Origin of the sequence: Alkalidesulfovibrio alkalitolerans DSM 16529 (genome assembly GCF_000422245.1) — a bacterium.
In the GTDB taxonomy this organism is placed as follows: Bacteria; Desulfobacterota; Desulfovibrionia; order Desulfovibrionales; family Desulfovibrionaceae; genus Alkalidesulfovibrio; species Alkalidesulfovibrio alkalitolerans.
Genome location: NZ_ATHI01000001.1, coordinates 119980 through 134661 on the forward strand (window position 1 = coordinate 119980; position 14682 = coordinate 134661).

A 14682-nucleotide genomic window follows, 5' to 3' on the forward strand; every position below is an offset into this window, starting at 1 on the left:
GCTGGGTGTAGGGAAATTGGCGTCGGCAGACGCCACTTACAACCGAAAGGAGCCTTTCGAAGGCCCGCAGGGAAGATGAGCGATGGCGTTAGGGAACGGCTTTTGTTAATTCACTGAGTGAATAATGACGGAGATGCCTTTCTTCACGCCCGATGGCGAGACTTTTGCAACGCAATCTTGCGGGATACGGAAAGATGACGAATGCGTGCGGCACACAATGCCGAAGTGATGCGGCCGTGGGAGCAATGAATTTCAAGGACATGAAAGCCTTCGAGACCGATGCCTGCGGTATCGTGGGCAAGGAACTCGTCTGGCAGTTGCCGGACGAGTACGAGATCGCCATCATTAGGGTTTACGGCCCCAGGGGAATAGAATGGGTAACGGATTGCGGAATTGGCTGATAACCGGAGGCTGCGGATTCATCGGCGTCTCGCTCATCCGGCAGTTGCTTGCCGATGCGGCGGATCTGTCCATCCGCGTGGTGGACAACCTGTCCGGAGGTTCCCAGCGGGACCTCGAACGGGTGGCCAGCGTCCGCAAGCTGGACAGCGGCATCCCGCCCATGTCTGCCCCGGGCGTGGAACTCGTGGCCGCCGACATCCGTGACGCGAGCACGGCCATGCAGGCCGCAGCCGGGGCGGACGTCATCGTCCATCTCGCGGCCAACACCGGGGTGCAGCCTTCGCTCCGGGATCCGGTCATGGACATGGAATGCAACGTCGTCGGGCTGGTCAACTATCTGGAGGCGGCCCGGCGCAATGGGGTCGACTCCTTTGTGTTCGCCTCGTCGTCCGCTCCCATCGGCCGGGCCGAGCCGCCCGTCACCGAAAAGACGGTTTGCCGCCCCATTTCTCCCTACGGCGCAAGCAAACTGGCGGGCGAGGCGTATTGCAGCGCCTATCACGGCAGCTACGGCCTGAAGACCGTGGCTCTTCGTTTCAGCAATGTTTACGGCCCACTCTCCGTGCGCAAGGGGAGCGTGGTCGCACTGTTCATCCGCCAAGCCCTGGCCGGGGAGCCGTGGATCATCAACGGCGATGGGACGCAGACCCGTGATTTCATCCACATCGACGACATCGTGTCCGCGCTCGTCGCGGCCGCGCATTCCCCGCATGGCGGCGAGGTTTATCAGATATCGACCCAGGTCGAGACCTCGGTGGCGAGCATGGCGGCGATGCTGTCGGACATCCTCAGGCGGGAGGGGGGCATCGAGACCACGACGACCTTCGGCCCACCCTTGCAGGCGGACGTCATGCGGAGTTGGGCGGACATCACCAAGGCGCGACAGGTCCTTGGCTGGAGACCCGGCCGGGAACTTCGCGAAGGACTGGAGGAGACGGTGCGCTGGTTCTTGGAGAAATATCAGCCATGACCACGACAGGAACCGACGGCCGTCCGGTCGCTGGCGAACTGCCCCGTGGCCGTCCGCCGGGAGGCTTCATGCCCACGCTTGATCCTGAACGCATAGGGGAATCCACGAGCAGGTTCGCTCAACGGTGTGAGGCGATACGCATCTTTCCCGAGCGGCTGACCCTGGAGCTTTCCTACGCCTGCAACCTGGCCTGCCCGGCCTGTCCGCGCCACAGCGTGACCGCCCCGCCAGCGGCGGGGCGCATGCGCACGGATCTCGCCCTGCGCCTGGTGGACGAGGCCTCGGCCAACGGAGTCACGGCGCTCGTGCCGTTTTTTCGGGGCGAATCCGTGCTGCACCCGGACCTTGCGGCCATCGTGGCCCATGCCAAGCGGCGCGGCATCGCCAGCGTACAGCTTGCCAGCAACGCCACGCTCATGACGCCAGAGCGCGCTGCGCTGCTGCTCGACGCCAGCCTCGATTTCGTCTCCTTCTCCGTGGACACCATCGACCCGGACCTGTACGCGCAAAGACGGCAGAACGGCGAGCTCGAAGCGACCCTGGCCAACATCGGGGAGTTTTTGCGCCTGCGCCAGGAGCGCGGGGCCGCGACCAAGGTCCAGATCAGCTCGGTGGAACTGCCCCGCACGGCCGTTGAAGGTGCACAGGCCGGGGAGCAGGCCCGAGGCAGGCAGCGCTTCATCGACTACTGGCTCTCGCGCGGCTGCGATGTGCGCTTTTATCCGCGTCATTCGGAGAACGGAGTCTTCGGCAGTCTCGCGCCGGAACATGTGGCCCCGCACGATAAGCGGCTGCCGTGCCTTAAGCCCGTGCTGGACATGGTGGTCCTGGCCGACGGCAGCGCGGCCGTGTGCAACCACGACTGGGATCGTGGCGCGAACGAGCCGCTTGGCGACGTGGCCGCCTCGTCCATCGAGGCCGTGTACAACGGCCCCGCCTACCGCGAATTGCGACGCAGGCACGGCCAGGGCGACCTTGAGGGAGTCTCGCCGTGCGGCGGCTGCGACCATTGGCAGGTCTGGCACGTGTCTTCGGCCAGGGCCGGGGAGCTTTACGTCAGCGGGACGTGAGCGGCGTCGGTTTCCCGACGCCACGCAAAGAATACACGAGGGCCCGGCGCTTTTCGCGGCAACGCGGCAGATGGTGCGTTTTCAACGGTCTATTGTTTTTCGCGGGTCCACACCTCACGTCCCACCCGACCTTCCTCGTCGCCCAGGTAAAGCCAGCGTCCCGTGAGCGTGTCGCCCGAAAGCGTCAGGACCGTGAGCCCGGCATCGTTGCCGGAGGGCCCCTGAAAGGCCAGACTCAGGGTCGCGCCCTTCTCGTCGAAAAGGCCGACGCCGAAATACTCCCCCCCATCGATGATTCCCTCGAAGACGTAGCCGTCGCCGTGCTTTTTAATGACCGCTTGGCCCTCGTAGGCCGGTTCCTCTGATTGGGCCGCGCCGGATTCCCAGCCGACGACGTTCCAGGCCCCTTCCAAGGCGTCGGCGAAGGAGGCGGACGGAGCGGCCAGAACGACTGCGGCCAGGGCCAGGAGCAGGGTGCGCGCGAGCTTCATGTCAATCTCCGATGTGTTGATGGGTATCGGAGGGTATATCTTTACCTGGGCGTCACGGCAAGGGGGCGGACACGCCGCGAGGAATGCGCGCCGGACTCCGGACAAATTGCCGGAACCCGAAGCATGCGCATGGCGAAGGCGAGGTAGCTCGGAAAATCGTCAGTCGAGCAGGTGCGCCGCGTCGCCGGGGCGGACCGTGCCGCCCGAAAGCACACGCGCGAAGACGCCCATCTTGGGCATGATGCACGAGCCCACCTGCTGGTGGATGGCGCATTTGGAATGGCATTTCTTGCCGATCTGGGTGATCTCCAGGAGCACGTTGCCGCCCACCTTCAGGCGCGCGCCGAGCGGCAGCGAGGCCGGGTCGATGCCCCGCAGGAGCAGGTTCTCGGCATAGGAGCCGGGGCCGATGCCGGGATGCTTCGCGCCGACCTTCGCCACGGCCTCCTCGGCCAGAAGGCTCACCTGGCGCTCGCCGCCGCCGTGCGCGTCGCCCTTGACCCCATAGTCCGCCACCAGTTCGATGCACTCCACCGGCGTCTTGGAAATGCCGGTCTTCTCACTCGTGCACACCGCCGCGATTTCACCGCGCATGCGTCCTCCCATGCGGCCCGTGGTGCAGACAGCGCGTCGCGGTCGGCGGAGATCGCCGGGCGATGGTCTTTCCGGGCCATGGACCTCCTTTATCATACTCTTTCGGGATGGATCAAGGATGTGCACGCGGGGCCACAAGGTGCATGGAGGATGATTGGGGGCTTTTTGCGGCACGCCGCAAGGGCGTCTTGGGGAGAGTCGCGCTAGGAGGGCAGGGCGGACAGGGCCGCCTGAAGGTCGGGACGCAGGTTCAGGAAGTTGTCCAGGGAGGTCAGGCGCAAAACGCCGCTCACGGCCTTGGAGTCGCCGCACAGAACCAGCGTTCGTCCCTTGACCGCGAGCCGGGACTTGGCCGCGATGAAGGCCGAAAGTGCCGTGGAGTCCACGAATTCGACGTTCGAGAGATCCAGCACCAGATGCGCGTCATGGGCCTCGATGAGCTCGAAAAGAGCATGCTTGAACTCGGTGCTGACGTCGAAACGCAGGTCCGTTGCGCTGGGGGCGACCACGATGCAGCCCGGCCGGGGCGATACGCTCAGCTCCATGGATTCTCCCTCGCGGCGAGGCGCGAAGCTCTTCACTCAATATGAAAACATAGCACGCATCACATCCGGGCGCCATGGAAAAAGCAACGAAGCGGCGAATCTACATCTCCAGATGCGCCTTGAAGGCGGCGAGGGTGTTTTGCATGAGCATGGCGATGGTCATGGGGCCCACGCCGCCAGGCACGGGCGTGATGGCCGCGACCTTGCCCCACAGGCCCTCGAAGTCGCAGTCGCCCTGAAGACCCGATTCGGTGCGGTTGATGCCCACGTCCACCACCACGGCCCCGTCCTTGACCATCTCGGCGGTGATGAAGCGTGGTTTGCCGATGGCGGCGAAAACGAAGTCCGCGCGCCTGACCTCGGCCGCAAGATCGGCCGTGCGCGAGTGGCAGACCGTGACCGTGGCGTCGGCGTATTCGCCGGACTGCATGAGCATCATGGCGAGCGGCTTGCCCACGATGTTGGAGCGGCCCACGACAACGGCCCGCTTGCCGCGCGTGGGCAGGTTGTGCCGCTTGAGCAGTTCGATGCAGCCCGCGGGCGTGCAGGGCCGAAGACCGGGCAGCCCGGCCGCGAGACGGCCGATGTTGACCGGGTGGAAACCGTCCACGTCCTTGCAGGGGTCGATGAGATCGAGGATGCTCTGGCTTTCCAGGCCCAGCGGCAGCGGAAGCTGCACCAGGATGCCGTCGATGTCGGGATCGGCGTTCAGCTCCAGAATCAGGGCTTCGAGGTCGACCTGCTTGATGTTCTCGGGCGGGGTCAGCTTGCGCGAGACGATGCCGGTCTCCTCGCAGGCCTTGACCTTGTTGCGCACGTAGACCTCGGAGGCGGGGTCCTGTCCCACGAGGACCACGGCTAGGCCCGGCGCGCGGCCGCGCATGGCCTTTTGGCGGGCGACCTCGTCCCTGACTTCGGCGCGGATGGCGGCGGCGGTCGTCTTTCCGTCGAGCAGGATCATGGGGCCTCCTTGGCGTCGTGGCTGTTTCGCGGGCAATGCGGCGCAGGGGGTCGGGGCGCGGCGCAGGGACATCTTTGGGAGAGATTGCGGCCCGCGTCAAGCACAGAACGACCTGCGGGGGCATACGAGCGTACCGCTGTCTGCCAGTACGATCGCCAGGCTCAACGGTGGAGAAGAAAAGAAAGACAGGCCTCGGCGTCCGAAAGCGCCTTGCGCCGTGCCTTCGCCGAGAAGTCGTCGTTGGCCAGGGCCATGTGCAGCCAGCTCGCCAGGGGGCGCAGGAACGGAATCTGCGCCCGCCAGAAATCGTCGGGCATGGTTCCCCGAAGCCCCTGCCCCAGGTTTCGCGCGAAGCGCGGCATGGCCCGGCCGAGCACCTCGGCGAGATGCGGCGCATCCTCGCGCAGCCGCGTGGCCGCAGCAAGCGCCGGGGCCTCGTCCCACAGGCCAAGGCGGGCTCCGAAATAGGCCTGCCAGAATTCGCCGCTCAGGTCGCGGGCAAAGACCGCGCGGCCCGTCTCTCGCGTGGCCGGGGAGAGCGCATACAGACCAAGGGGGCTCTTGCCGGTGCGCAAGAGCCGCGCTCCGGGCGTGCGCAGCCGCGCGGTCCTGGCGGACGGCGCGGCCGTGAGGTGGTCGGCCAGAAGCGCTACCCGGCGTGGGCTGGCGGCCGCGTGGCAGAGATGGCTTTCGCGCTCGCAGGACCAGCAGCCCGAGCAGGAGACCGAGGAGCGCAGGACGTGGTGTCCGGGCTGATACGGCCCGGTCTCCCAGGGGTGCACGTTGCCCAGGGAAAGGTTCAGGCAGGAAAGGCCGGTCCAGGCCGCGAGATGCATGGGGCCGGTGTCCGGCGTCACGAGCAGGGCCATGGTCTGGCCCACGGCGATGAATTCCTTCAGGGAGAGCTTGCCCGCCAGATTCAGGATGCGCACGGGCCCGCGCGCCCGCTCTCTGGCCGTCCGCATGGCCTCGGCGGCCAGATCCTTTTCGCCGGGGCCGCCCAGGAGCACGGGCCGCAGCCCCCGTTTGAGACACTCCACGGCGAGTTGCCCGAAGAAGGCCGGGGCGGGCCGCTTGGCCGCTTCGGACGCGCCCACGAACAGCCCCACGGTCCGCTTCTCCGGCGGCAGGCGGCGGGGCGGATCGGGCCGCGTGGCCGCGATCAGGGACAGCGGCACGAGGTCCAGGGCGTTCAATTCGGCCCAGTGGAAGCGGTTGTGGCGGTTGCAGCCGGTGAGCGAGGCCCGGTAGAGTTGGAAATCTCCCCGGATGCGGCGCACGGCGTTCTTGTCCAGGTAGGGGCCGATCACGGTTTCCGTGTCCAGGCTCCCGGCCAGGATCGCGGCCTCGTCGCGGTGGCTCAGGTTGACGACCGCCTCGAAGCGCCGGGTTTTCAGGCGAGGGGCCGCGCTCCAGGGGAAAAATACGGCCTGGGGCGAGACGTGGTAGATGGCCGAGAAGAAGCTCTCCTCGCCCACGACCCAGATCTCGCGGCCGGGGTAGAGGCGGTGCAGCCACAGGATGAGCGGAAAGGTCAGGACGAGGTCGCCCATGCGCTGCATTTGCAGGATGCAGATGGGATTCTTCACGGCCCGTGGTCCCCGTTCATACCCGGTCAGCCGTAAATCTCGCGCATGGCCGCGAAGAGTTCGCGCAGGCGGATGTCATAGGTGTGCTCGGCCAGGATGCGCTCGCGCGCGGCCCGCGTCACGCGTTCGCGCGTGGCCGGGTGGGCGAGGTGGTAGCGGATCAGGTCCTCGGCCTCGGCGGGCTCGTGGTAGCACACGACCTCGGTGCCGGGCCTGAAGAGCTCCTCGATCTGCTCGCGGTGGTCCGTGACCAGGAAGGCCCCGGCCGCGGGCACGTCGAAGACGCGCTGGTTGACCGCGCCCTTCATCTGCTTGCTCGTGCAGTTGAAGTTGACCTCGGCCTGCGGATAGAAGCCCGGCAGGTCGTCGTAGTAGGAAAGCTCGCCGATCCAGCGCCAGGCGCGGCCCTCGTCGGGCAGAAGCTCCTTCCAGGCCGGGTCGCCCGCGATGAGCGGGGAGAAGGGCAGGGTGGCCTGGATGCAGCCCAGGCGGTATTGGCGCGTGGCCTCCCAGGTCACGAGCGTCTCGAAGGCCAGGCGGCGTTCGACCGTGGACAGCGCGGCGAAATCGGGCGCGAGGTCGGGGTGGGCGTGCTCCAGATAGGCGCGCACCGAGCGCTCGCTGCTTTCGGAAAAGCCCCTGGCGATCTCGGGGTAGGCGGCCGCGAGGCGCGGCGTGGGTTCGGCCGCGGTAAGCCGCTTGGCCACCTTGGTGACCATGGAGTTGCCCACGAAGGAGACGCGCGAGCGCCACTGGGGCAGGCCGGGCGCGCCGGGCCGAAAGCGCAGCGCGTCCGTGGCCAGGGGCAGGTAGCGCACGTGGGGAAAGCCCATGGCCTTGAGCGAACCCAGGTTGTCCGCGTCCCAGGTGAAGATGGCCGTGTAGGGCGAGTTCAGGCGATCGTAGATGTAGAGGATGAGGTGGGGGTTGTCCACGAACCACGAGGCCAGGGGCAGCTCCAGGCGGGCCAGAAGCTCGGTCAGCACGCCTTCGCGGTCCACGCCGAGGTGGTTCACGGTGAAGACGAAGTCCGGCTTGAATTCCACCACGGCCGTGAGCAGGGCCTGCACGAATTCGGTGCGGCCCATCTCCCTGGCCTCCAGGGAGAGCAGGCGATGCGGCGCGCCGAGCCGTTCGCAGGCCGCGACGATCTCGCCCATGAGGAAATACTGGCTGGTGATGAGCAGCACGCGGGGCAGATCGCCCTTGAATTTGGCGTAGCGCGCCCGGCCCCAGAAGTCGGCCTTGCTGCTGGCCAAAAGCGCTTCGCGCAGGGCGCCGTAATAGTCGCGGTCGAGCCTGGCGTAGAGCGGGTGGACGATGGGCGCGAAGGGCAAGCCGCCGTGCGCGGACTGAAAGCGCGTCAGCGCGGCCAGCGCGGCCTCGCGGTCCTCCTCGGCGATCCACAGCACTCGGCCTTCGGGCTGGCCGTCGAGCAGGGCACGCGCGCCCGAGGCCTCGGCGATGGTCGTTTCCTTGTCGATCACGGCCACTGGGCCGTCGTGCTCGGCCAAGAGCAGCTTCAGGGCGTGGCCAAGGCCCGCGCCGAGCAGCACGGGCAGGCCCCGTCCGGCGCGCAGGAATTCCTCGGCCCCGCGCGTCTCGGTCTGTGCCCCGGCGCGGCCGAGCATGCGCCAGACCTTGCCCTGCACGGTGAGTTGCAGGTCGTCGGGGCGGCCGTCCGGCTGCCTGGAGGCGTCGGTGAAGAGGGGTTCGACCAGATAGGGAGGGGGAGACGCGTCGTTTCCGGACATGGCTCAGCAGGTGGATGAGCGGCCCGCGATCCAATGGCCGGGGCCGACGTTCTTGCCGATGGAGAGGATCGTCGTTCCGTTTTCGCGCACAAGGCGCATGCGGTCCATGAGCCGCTCGATGATGATCAGGCCCCGGCCGCCTTCCTCCCCTGGGCCGGGCGGCGGCGCGCTGCCGAAATCTTCGGGCGGCCCCTGGCCGTGGTCGATGACCAGCGCCTCCACGGCCTCTTCTGGGAAGAGGCGTAGCACAATTTGCAGCGTGCCGGGCGCGCCGGGTCTGTAGGCGTGCCGCACAGCGTTGGCGCAGGCCTCGGTCAGCGCCAGATCGAAGTCATGCACGATCTCGCAGTCGGCCAGGGAGTCGGCCAGGATGGCCACGGCGGCCTTGGCCAGGCGGCAGGCGGCAGGGGCCGTGGCCAGGGTTTCGAGGCGGAACTCAAGCATGGGGACTCCGCGAAAGCCATAGGGCGGTCAGGTCGTCTCTTTCCGCAGTATCGCCCTTGGAAAGCGCGTCCAAACTCTCGGCCAGGGGGGCCAGGAAGGGGCCGGAAAATGTCAGGCGCTCACCGACCAGATCGAGGAAGCGCGGCAGGCCGAAGACGCCACCCGACTCGTCGCGCCATTCGAAGAGGCCGTCGGTGAAGGCAAAGAGGCCGAAGCGCTCGGTCAATTCGGCATGGCCCAGCGAGGCATTGCAATCCATGACTCCGAGCAGGGGCATGGTCGCTTCGAGGAGCAGCGGCTCCTCGCCTTCGCGGGCGAGCAGCGCGGGCGGGTGGCCGCAGTTCACGTAGGTCAGGAGGCGGTTCGCGCAGTCCAGGTCGGCGGCGAAGAGGGTGGCGAAGTCGCCGTCGCCGCGCAGGTCCAGAAGATGCCGATTGATGCGTCCGGCCAGGACGTCCAGAGCCAGTCCGTCGGCCCAGGCGGCGTGGAACAGGGTGCGCACCACGGCCATGAGGAAGGCTGCGCGCGCGCCGTGGCCCGAAACGTCGGCCACGATGCAGCGCACGCGGTCCTCGCCGAGCGGGACGCAGTCGAAATAGTCGCCGCTGGCCAAGGCCGAGGCGCGGTGCAGGACTTCGCTCGAAAGCCCCCCCGGCAGCCTTGGCGGCGTTTCGGGCAGCATGCGCCGCTGTAAGGCGGCGATGCGCGACAGTTCCAGGGCGGTACGCTCGTGCGCGGCCCGCAATTCGCGCATCAGCAGCACTTGGCGCGCGGCCGCGCCCACGCGGGCCAGGAGTTCGCCCTTGTGGAAGGGCTTGGTCAGGAAATCGTTGGCCCCCAGGTTCAGGGCCTCGGCCTTGAGCGCCTGGTCGTCCGAGGCTGTGAGCATGATGACCACGGCCTCGTCCTCGCCGCGCCGCCTCAGTTCGCTCACCACCTCAAGACCCGAGAGGCCAGGCATGTTCACGTCGAGGATGACGATCTCGGGACGGTTGCGGGCGAAGGCCGAAAGCGCGGTTTCGCCGTCCGGCGCGGTATGCACCGCATAATCCTCTTCAAGGATGCGGCGCAGAAGATTCCTGATGGGCGTGGTGTCGTCCACCACGAGGACGGTGACGGGTTCGGCGTTCATCGCGGGCGGGCGTTCCTTGGGCGCGGCATGCGAGGCATGGTAGGCCAAGGCGGGATTTTGGTAAAGTCGCCGCACCCGGGCACCGTCACATCCCCGCGTCGTCGAGAAGGATCGTGACCGGGCCGTGGTTGGTCAGTTCCACGTCCATGTGCGCGCCGAAAACTCCGGCCGCGATCCGGCCGGGCAGCCGTGCGTTCAGATCCGCGAGCAGCCGCTCGTAGAGGACTTGCGCGACGTCCGGGGGCGCGGCGAGGTGAAACGAGGGTCGGAGCCCCTTGGCGCAGTCGGCGTAGAGCGTGAACTGCGACACGGCCAGGACGGAGCCGCCGATGTCGGCTACGGAAAGGTTGATCTTGCCGTCCTTGTCGGCGAAGACGCGAAGCCCGCAGAGCTTGTCGAGCATCTTGGACCAGCGCGGCAGGGTCGGCAGATCGGGGCCATCCTCGCGGCCGAAGCCCACTAGGCACAGCAGGCCGGGACCGATTTCGCCGACCACCGCGCCGTCCACGCGCACGCGGGCGTTTCTCACGCGCTGCGCGAGGATCCTCATGGCTCGTCCTCCAGGTACACGGCCCACTGGCCGGGTTTTTCAGCCACCTGCACCCTCTTCAGCCGCACGGGATAGGGAGAGAGGCGCTCGGCAAGCAGCCGGAAGACGTGGCGCGCGATGTGCTCGCTCGACGGGTTGACGTCGCGAAAGGGCGGCGTGTCGTTCAGGTGCGCGTGGTCCAGGGTTTCGAGCACGGCCTTGGTCTCGGTCTTGAGTATCTTGAAATCGAGCACCAGCCCCGTGGCCGGGTCGGGGTCGCGGCCCTCCACCTCCACCGTGACCGAGAAGTTGTGGCCGTGCAGGGCCTCGCATTTACCGCCGTAGTTGCGCAGGCAGTGCGAGGCAGAGAAATCAAGGGTCACACCGATCAGCCAGCGTCCCGGCATGGCGAATCTCCTTTTGGGCCGCGGAAAAAGTCCCATCTGCCGCGTTGCTGTGAAACGTTCAAACCCTCGCGATTGTTATGCGCGTCGGCCTTGAATGTTTTGTGCGCCTTGCATCTGAGCCTTATTGAGCAGCCTGAAAACAGGGTTTGTCAACATTCTCAGGCCGCGTCGGAGGCGGCCAGGGTTTTCATCCAGGCGTCGATGTCCTTCTGGAACTGCGGCCCCGGCGAGACGCGAAAACGTGTGTCGAGTTTCAGGTGGCACGAGACCTCGGGCAGCACAAGGGTCACGTGGATCTCGGCCAGGCCCGGGTGGCGGGCCAGGATGTCCTTAAGCTCCGCGAGCGCGTCGAGCCGTTCCTCCGGGATGGAGAGCACGAGGCGGCAGGGCTCCTCGGCCCCGGCCTGGACCTCGGAGAGGAGTTGGGCCTTTTCCGCGAAGAGCTTGGCCTTCTTGGGCGCGTCCTCGGCCGCGTCCTCCTCGGCCGGGGCGATCCTGGCCGTGATCTTCAGCGGCTGGTCCGTGTCCAGAAGCTCGCGCATGGTCTCGAAGGCCCGGGGAAAGACCAGCATCTCGCACGAGCCGGTCAGGTCCTCCACCTGACAGATGGCCATTTTGTCGCCCTTCTTGGTGAAGCGCTCCTGCTTGCCCGCGATGACCACGGCCGTCTCGACCTCTGTTTCGGCCCCCATTTCCGCGCATTCGGCCAAGGTGGCCAGGCGCAGCCGCCTGATCTCGTTTCGCCAGGCGAGCAGCGGGTGCGAGGAGAGGTAGAGTCCGAGCGCGTCCTTCTCGAAGCGCAGCTTCTCCTCGTCCTCCCATTCGGCCAGGGTCTGCTCCTCGCAGGAAAGGCCGAGGCCCGGCAGGCAGGCGGGCTTCTCGCTCAAGAGTCCCATTAGCGACATCTGGCCGGATTCCTTGTCCTTCTGGCGCTTGTTGCCCTGGCCGTGGACCCGTTCGAGTCCCGCGAACATGGCCGCGCGTGTGGCCCCGAAGCAGTCCAGCGCGCCGGACTTGACGAGGTGTTCGAGCACTCGCTTGGTGGTCTTGCGCAGGTTCGCGCGGCTGCACAGGTCGAGCATGGAGGTGAAGGGGCCGTCCGCCTCCCGGTGCTCGATGATGTCGCGGATGGCCTCCTGACCCACGTTCTTCACGCCGCCAAGGCCGTAGCGCACGGCCGCGCCGCCCTCGGGCAGCGTCTCCACGCCGAAGGCGTACAGGCTCTTGTTGATGTCGGGGCCGAGCACGCGGATGTCCATGTCGCGGCAGGCGTTGATGTACTTGAGGATCTTGTCCTGATCCTCGATTTCCGAGGTCATCAGGGCGGCCATGAACTCGCGCGGGTAGTGCGCCTTGAGCCAGGCCGTGTGGTAGGAGATGAGGGCGTAGGCCGCGGAGTGCGACTTGTTGAAGCCGTATTCCGCGAACTTCTCCATGAGGTCGAATATTTCGTTGGCCGTGGCCTCGGAGATTTCGTTCTCGCGCGCGCCAGAAAGGAAGCGCTCGCGCTGCGCGGCCATCTCTTCGGCGATCTTTTTGCCCATGGCCCGGCGCAAGAGGTCGCCCTCGCCCAGGGAGTAGTTGGCGATGACCTGGGCGGTCTTCATGACCTGCTCCTGGTAGACCATGACGCCGTAGGTGGGGCGAAGCGTTTCCTCCAGGGAGGGGTGCGGGTATTCGACCGGGATGCGGCCGTGCTTGCGGTCGATGAACTGGTCCACCATGCCCGAGCCGAGCGGACCCGGCCGGTACAGGGCGAGCATGGCGATGAGGTCTTCGAAGCAGGTCGGGCGCAGCTTCATCAAGTATTTGCGCATGCCCTGCGACTCCACCTGGAAGACGCCGTCCGTGTCGCCGCGCGCATACAGTTCGTAGGTCGCGGGGTCGTCCAGGGGCAGGGTGTCCAGGTCGGGCGGGGCCTTTCCCTGGCGCGCGATGTTGTCCAGGGTGTCCTGGATCACGGTCATGGTCCGAAGGCCCAAAAAGTCGAATTTGACCAGGCCGACCTTCTCCACCTTCTTCATGTCGAACTGGGTGACGATTTCCCCGTTCTTTCCCGTGTACAGCGGCAGGTACTCGACCATGGGCTTGTCCGAGATGACCACGCCCGCCGCGTGCACCGAGGCGTGGCGGCAAAGCCCCTCCAGGCGGCGCGAGACGTCCAGGAGCTCGTGCACACGCTCGTCCGTCTCGTAGAGCGTCTTCAGCTCCGGTTCCTTGTCCAGGGCCTTGTCGATGGTCATCTTCAGCTCTTCGGGGATGAGCTTGGCGATGCGGTTGGCCTCGGCGAAGGAGAAGCCCATGGCCCGGGCCACGTCGCGCACCGCCGCCTTGGCCTTCATCTTTCCGAAGGTCGTGATCTGGGCCACGGAATCGTCGCCGTACTTCTTGCAGACGTAGTCGCGGATGACCTCCAGGCGGCGGCGTTCGCAGAAGTCGATGTCGATGTCCGGCATGGAGACGCGCTCCACGTTCAGGAAGCGTTCGAAGAGCAGGTTGTAGGGCAAGGGGTCGATGTTGGTGATGCGCAGGGCGTAGGCCACCAGGCTTCCGGCGGCCGAGCCGCGCCCCGGCCCCACGGGGATGCCGTTGTCCTTGGCCCAGTTGATGAAGTCCTGCACGATCAGAAAGTAGGCCGGGAACTGCATCTCGCAGATGACGTCGAGTTCGTGTTTGAGCCTGGCCCAATACTCCTCGTGGCGCTCGGCCGGGATCAGGGCCAGCCGCTTCTTCAGCCCTTCCTCGGAGAGGCGGCGGAATTCGGCCTCCAGGGTCATGCCCTCGGGCAGGTCGTAGACCGGGAAGTGCAGGCTCTTCAGGTCCAGTTCCACCTCGCACTGCTCGGCGATGCGCACGGTGTTGGCCACGGCCTCGGGGCAGTGGGCGAACTCCTTCTCCATCTCCTCGGGCGGCCGGAAATACAGGTCGTTGGTGCCAAAGCGCATGCGCTTTGGGTCGTCCACCTGGGCCGCGGTCTGGATGCACAGGAGCACGTCGTGGGCGTTCACGTCGTCGGCGTTCAGGTAGTGGCAATCGTTGGTCGCCACCAGCGGCAGCGAGAGGCCCTCGGCCAGTTCCAGGAGCCGGTCGTTGACCGTGTGCTGCTCGGCGATGCCGTTGGACTGAAGCTCCAGGTAGAAGCGGCCAGGGAAGAGCGAGGCATAGAGTTCTGTCAGGCGGCGGGCCTCGTCCATGCCGCTGCCGATGATGGCCCTGGGGATCTCGCCCGCGAGGCAGGCGGAGAGCGCGATGAGGCCCTCGTTGTGCGCGGCCAGAAGCTCGTGGTCCACGCGCGGCTTGTAGTGGAAGCCCTCGCGGTAGCCCGAGGTCACGAGCTTGAGCAGGTTCTTGTAGCCGCTCAGGTTCTGGGCCAGCAGCACGAGGTGAAAGCCCGCCTCGCGCTGCGACGCAGCCTTCTTCTCGAAGCGCGAGCCGTTGGCCACGTAGACCTCGCAGCCCAGGATGGGTTTGAGCCCATACTTCTTGGCCGTGAGGTAGAAGTCGAGCGCGCCGTGCATGTTGCCGTGGTCGGTGATGGCGCAGGCGGGCATGCCGTAGTCGATGGCGCGGGCGCAGAGGTCGCCGACGCGGATCGCCCCGTCGAGGAGCGAATACTCGGTGTGGCAGTGCAGATGGACAAACGTGGACATTCGGTCAACCTGTGGGAATGATTCGTTTTCGAGGCCAGATGGGATGGCCTCGTGGCGGACACGCTACCCCATCCGGAGGCGAAGGGGAAGCCTGCCGGGAGATGCCCCTGGCGGCCATGGAAGACCTGCCCCGGAGCCCGGGCC

14 protein-coding genes are annotated in these 14682 nt (G+C 66.7%); 3 read left to right on the plus strand and 11 right to left on the minus strand.

What is annotated here, in order from left to right; all coding sequences use genetic code 11:
- Positions 1 to 245 precede the first annotated feature (245 nt).
- The 3 genes from DSAT_RS15465 to DSAT_RS00570 are packed head-to-tail and all read left to right on the plus strand — an operon-like array spanning position 246 to position 2442.
- Positions 246 to 401: a hypothetical protein gene (locus DSAT_RS15465; RefSeq protein WP_161656075.1), complete on the plus strand. Its 156-nt coding sequence runs from the start codon at positions 246 to 248 to the stop codon at positions 399 to 401.
- Positions 374 to 1372 carry an NAD-dependent epimerase/dehydratase family protein gene (locus DSAT_RS00565; protein ID WP_020885620.1) on the plus strand — a complete coding sequence of 333 codons (999 nt, stop codon included), beginning with the start codon at positions 374 to 376 and terminating at the stop codon, positions 1370 to 1372. Before DSAT_RS15465 ends, DSAT_RS00565 begins: the two co-directional genes overlap by 28 nt.
- A complete protein-coding gene (locus tag DSAT_RS00570) occupies positions 1369 to 2442 on the plus strand; it encodes a radical SAM/SPASM domain-containing protein (RefSeq protein ID WP_040370403.1) in 1074 nt (357 codons plus the stop codon). The genes DSAT_RS00565 and DSAT_RS00570 overlap by 4 nt, the downstream gene beginning before the upstream one ends.
- Before the next feature lie 89 nt (positions 2443 to 2531).
- Here DSAT_RS00570 and DSAT_RS00575 read toward each other — a convergent pair whose 3' ends face one another.
- From DSAT_RS00575 to dnaE, 11 genes are all read right to left on the minus strand, one after another.
- On the minus strand, positions 2532 to 2933 hold the full coding sequence (locus tag DSAT_RS00575) for a hypothetical protein (RefSeq protein WP_020885622.1): 402 nt from the start codon (positions 2931 to 2933) through the stop codon (positions 2532 to 2534).
- Positions 2934 to 3092: 159 nt separating this feature from the next.
- Positions 3093 to 3527: an MOSC domain-containing protein gene (locus DSAT_RS00580; protein WP_020885623.1), complete on the minus strand. Its 435-nt coding sequence runs from the start codon at positions 3525 to 3527 to the stop codon at positions 3093 to 3095.
- Between the two features lie 203 nt (positions 3528 to 3730).
- On the minus strand, positions 3731 to 4072 hold the full coding sequence (locus DSAT_RS00585) for an STAS domain-containing protein (protein WP_020885624.1): 342 nt from the start codon (positions 4070 to 4072) through the stop codon (positions 3731 to 3733).
- A 100-nt stretch (positions 4073 to 4172) separates the two neighbouring features.
- A complete protein-coding gene (gene folD / locus DSAT_RS00590; protein WP_020885625.1) occupies positions 4173 to 5033 on the minus strand; it encodes a bifunctional methylenetetrahydrofolate dehydrogenase/methenyltetrahydrofolate cyclohydrolase FolD in 861 nt (286 codons plus the stop codon).
- A 161-nt stretch (positions 5034 to 5194) separates the two neighbouring features.
- The gene (locus DSAT_RS00595; RefSeq protein ID WP_020885626.1) at positions 5195 to 6622 is read right to left on the minus strand and encodes a glycosyltransferase family 9 protein; all 1428 of its coding nucleotides are present in this window, start codon (positions 6620 to 6622) and stop codon (positions 5195 to 5197) included.
- A gap of 26 nt (positions 6623 to 6648) precedes the next feature.
- On the minus strand, positions 6649 to 8376 hold the full coding sequence (locus tag DSAT_RS00600) for a CgeB family protein (RefSeq protein ID WP_020885627.1): 1728 nt from the start codon (positions 8374 to 8376) through the stop codon (positions 6649 to 6651).
- Between the two features lie 3 nt (positions 8377 to 8379).
- The gene (locus DSAT_RS00605; protein WP_020885628.1) at positions 8380 to 8820 is read right to left on the minus strand and encodes an ATP-binding protein; all 441 of its coding nucleotides are present in this window, start codon (positions 8818 to 8820) and stop codon (positions 8380 to 8382) included.
- On the minus strand, positions 8813 to 9952 hold the full coding sequence (locus DSAT_RS00610; protein ID WP_020885629.1) for a PP2C family protein-serine/threonine phosphatase: 1140 nt from the start codon (positions 9950 to 9952) through the stop codon (positions 8813 to 8815). The genes DSAT_RS00605 and DSAT_RS00610 overlap by 8 nt, the downstream gene beginning before the upstream one ends.
- Positions 9953 to 10037: 85 nt before the next feature.
- The gene (gene dtd, locus DSAT_RS00615; RefSeq protein WP_020885630.1) at positions 10038 to 10502 is read right to left on the minus strand and encodes a D-aminoacyl-tRNA deacylase; all 465 of its coding nucleotides are present in this window, start codon (positions 10500 to 10502) and stop codon (positions 10038 to 10040) included.
- On the minus strand, positions 10499 to 10888 hold the full coding sequence (gene queD, locus DSAT_RS00620; RefSeq protein ID WP_020885631.1) for a 6-carboxytetrahydropterin synthase QueD: 390 nt from the start codon (positions 10886 to 10888) through the stop codon (positions 10499 to 10501). The genes dtd and queD overlap by 4 nt, the downstream gene beginning before the upstream one ends.
- 158 nt (positions 10889 to 11046) lie before the next feature.
- Positions 11047 to 14538, minus strand: a complete 3492-nt coding sequence (gene dnaE, locus DSAT_RS00625) for a DNA polymerase III subunit alpha (protein WP_020885632.1) — start codon at positions 14536 to 14538, stop codon at positions 11047 to 11049.
- Positions 14539 to 14682: the final 144 nt, after the last annotated feature.

Bases quoted from the DNA above. Each gene is read 5' to 3' on its own strand.
- DSAT_RS15465 (WP_161656075.1), top strand. From the start codon at position 246: ATGAATTTCAAGGACATGAAAGCCTTCGAGACCGATGCCTGCGGTATC.
- DSAT_RS00565 (WP_020885620.1), top strand. From the start codon at position 374: ATGGGTAACGGATTGCGGAATTGGCTGATAACCGGAGGCTGCGGATTC.
- DSAT_RS00570 (WP_040370403.1), top strand. From the start codon at position 1,369: ATGACCACGACAGGAACCGACGGCCGTCCGGTCGCTGGCGAACTGCCC.
- DSAT_RS00575 (WP_020885622.1), bottom strand. From the start codon at position 2,933: ATGAAGCTCGCGCGCACCCTGCTCCTGGCCCTGGCCGCAGTCGTTCTG.
- DSAT_RS00580 (WP_020885623.1), bottom strand. From the start codon at position 3,527: ATGCGCGGTGAAATCGCGGCGGTGTGCACGAGTGAGAAGACCGGCATT.
- DSAT_RS00585 (WP_020885624.1), bottom strand. From the start codon at position 4,072: ATGGAGCTGAGCGTATCGCCCCGGCCGGGCTGCATCGTGGTCGCCCCC.
- folD (WP_020885625.1), bottom strand. From the start codon at position 5,033: ATGATCCTGCTCGACGGAAAGACGACCGCCGCCGCCATCCGCGCCGAA.
- DSAT_RS00600 (WP_020885627.1), bottom strand. From the start codon at position 8,376: ATGTCCGGAAACGACGCGTCTCCCCCTCCCTATCTGGTCGAACCCCTC.
- DSAT_RS00605 (WP_020885628.1), bottom strand. From the start codon at position 8,820: ATGCTTGAGTTCCGCCTCGAAACCCTGGCCACGGCCCCTGCCGCCTGC.
- DSAT_RS00610 (WP_020885629.1), bottom strand. From the start codon at position 9,952: ATGAACGCCGAACCCGTCACCGTCCTCGTGGTGGACGACACCACGCCC.
- dtd (WP_020885630.1), bottom strand. From the start codon at position 10,502: ATGAGGATCCTCGCGCAGCGCGTGAGAAACGCCCGCGTGCGCGTGGAC.
- queD (WP_020885631.1), bottom strand. From the start codon at position 10,888: ATGCCGGGACGCTGGCTGATCGGTGTGACCCTTGATTTCTCTGCCTCG.
- dnaE (WP_020885632.1), bottom strand. From the start codon at position 14,538: ATGTCCACGTTTGTCCATCTGCACTGCCACACCGAGTATTCGCTCCTC.